A 2,398-nucleotide genomic window follows, 5' to 3' on the forward strand; every position below is an offset into this window, starting at 1 on the left:
CAACTCCGGCAAGCTGCTCAAGGTCAAGGACCCGGCGGCGGCCGGCTATCCGGCGAGCTTCAACTGCGAAGGCTCCCACGACCTGACCAAAGTCGCGCGCTTCGAGTCCTATCGTGGCTTTCTGTTCGGCAGCCTCAAGGCCGATGTGGTGCCGTTGGTCGAGCACCTGGGCGAGTCGGCGAAGATCATCGACATGATCGTCGATCAATCCGCCGATGGCCTTGAAGTACTGCGTGGTTCATCCAGCTACATCTACGAAGGCAACTGGAAACTCACCGCCGAAAATGGCGCCGACGGCTATCACGTCAGTTCCGTGCACTGGAACTATGCCGCCACCCAGAACCAGCGCAAGCAGCGCGAATGCGGTGACGAGAACCCGACCATGAGCGCCGGCACCTGGGCCAAGCAGGGCGGCGGTTTCTACTCCTTCGACAAGGRTCACATGCTGCTCTGGACCCGTTGGTCGAACCCGGAAGACCGGCCGTTGTACGAGCGCCGCGACGAACTGGCCAAGGACTTTGGCCAGGCCCGGGCCGACTGGATGATCGAGAACTCGCGCAACCTCTGCCTGTACCCCAACGTGTAYCTGATGGACCAGTTCAGTTCACAGATCCGCATCGCCCGGCCGATCTCGGTCAATCGCACTGAAATCACCATTTACTGCATCGCGCCCAAAGGCGAAAGCGACAGCGCACGTTCGAGCCGGATTCGTCAGTACGAAGACTTTTTCAACGTCAGCGGCATGGCCACTCCGGACGACCTCGAAGAATTCCGCTCCTGCCAGACCGGCTATCAGGGCAGCGTCACCACCTGGAACGACATGTCCCGTGGTGCCGAGCACTGGGTTGAAGGTGCCGATGAAGCAGCCAAGGAGATCGACCTGCACCCGTTGCTCAGCGGTGTGCGCACTGAAGACGAAGGCCTGTTCGTGCTGCAACACAAGTATTGGCAGGAAACCATGCTCAAGGCATTGAGCGAAGAGCAGTCGGAATTGATCAAGGTGGAGGCGCTGTCATGAGCATCACTTACGACGCCGTGCGCGATTTTCTCTACCGCGAAGCGCGCTACCTCGATGACAAGGAATGGGACAACTGGCTGGAGCTGTATGCCGCCGATGCGTCCTTCTGGATGCCGTCCTGGGACGACAACGACGAGTTGACCGAGGACCCACAACGGGAAATCTCGCTGATCTGGTACGGCAACCGCACGGGCCTGGAAGACCGCATCTTCCGGATCAAGACCGAGCGTTCCAGTGCCAGCGTGCCGGACACCCGGACTTCGCACAACATCAGCAACATCGAGCTGCTCGAACAGGTCGACGGGCTGTGCAAGGTGCGTTGCAACTGGCACACCCTGAGCTTTCGCTACAAGACCGTCGACAGCTATTTCGGCAGCAGCTTCTACACCCTCGACGTGCGTGGCGACAGCCCGCTGATCAAGGCCAAGAAAGTGATCCTGAAGAACGATTACGTTCGTCAGGTCATCGATGTCTATCACCTGTGAGGCAGCCGTCATGACTCATTCCATCGCACTCAATTTTGAAGACGGCGTCACCCGTTTCGTTGACGCGAATCCCGGCGAAACCGTGGCTGACGCCGCGTATCGCCAGGGCATCAACATCCCGCTGGACTGCCGCGACGGCGCCTGCGGCACCTGCAAATGCTTCGCCGAGGCCGGGCGTTACGATCTGGGCGAGGAGTACATCGAAGACGCCCTGAGCAGTGACGAGGCCGAAAAAGGCTTTGTGCTGACCTGCCAGATGCGCGCCCTCAGCGACTGCGTGGTGCGCGTGCCGGTGTCCTCGGACGTCTGCCGCACGCAAAAGGCCCACTACAGCGCGGCCATCAGCCAGGTGCGTCAGCTGTCCGACAGCACGATTGCGCTGTCGATCAAGGGTGATGCCCTGAGCAAACTGACGTTCCTGCCGGGGCAATACGTCAACCTAGGTATTCCCGGCAGCGAACAGACCCGCGCCTATTCGTTCAGTTCGTTGCAACGTGACGGTGAAGTCAGCTTCCTGATACGCAATGTGCCAGGCGGGTTGATGAGCAGCTTTCTCACCGGTATCGCCAAGGCCGGTGACAGCATGAGCCTGGCCGGGCCGTTGGGCAGCTTTTACCTGCGCGACATTCAGCGTCCGTTGCTGTTGCTGGCCGGCGGCACGGGGCTGGCGCCGTTCACCGCCATGCTGGAAAAAATTGCCGAGCAGGGCAGTGAGTATCCGTTGCACTTGATCTACGGCGTGACCAATGATTTTGACCTGGTGGAGCTGGACCGGCTGCAAGCCTTGGCCGCGCGGATCCCGAACTTCAGTTTCAGCTGCTGCGTAGCCAACCCGCAAAGCGCACACCCGCTCAAGGGCTATGTGACCCAGCACATCGAACCCAAACACTTGAAC

Annotated in this window: 3 protein-coding genes; all 3 read left to right on the forward strand. The window is 60.1% G+C overall.

What is annotated here, in order from left to right; translation table 11 throughout:
- The coding region (locus AC1DH9_RS27370; RefSeq protein WP_477809156.1) for an SRPBCC family protein at positions 1–1,018 on the forward strand (1,018 nt) is incomplete at its 5' end.
- The gene (benB, locus tag AC1DH9_RS27375; RefSeq protein WP_427537570.1) at positions 1,015–1,503 is read left to right on the forward strand and encodes a benzoate 1,2-dioxygenase small subunit; all 489 of its coding nucleotides are present in this window, start codon (positions 1,015–1,017) and stop codon (positions 1,501–1,503) included. The genes AC1DH9_RS27370 and benB, both read left to right, overlap by 4 nt.
- A gap of 10 nt (positions 1,504–1,513) precedes the next feature.
- Positions 1,514–2,398: benzoate 1,2-dioxygenase electron transfer component BenC (benC, locus tag AC1DH9_RS27380; RefSeq protein WP_477809157.1), on the forward strand; the 885-nt coding region annotated here is incomplete at its 3' end.

The sequence above is a fragment of the Pseudomonas sp. 05T35 genome (genome assembly GCF_056396605.1).

Coding starts and splice junctions, on each gene's coding strand:
- benB (WP_427537570.1), top strand. CDS start 1,015: ATGAGCATCACTTACGACGCCGTGCGCGATTTTCTCTACCGCGAAGCG.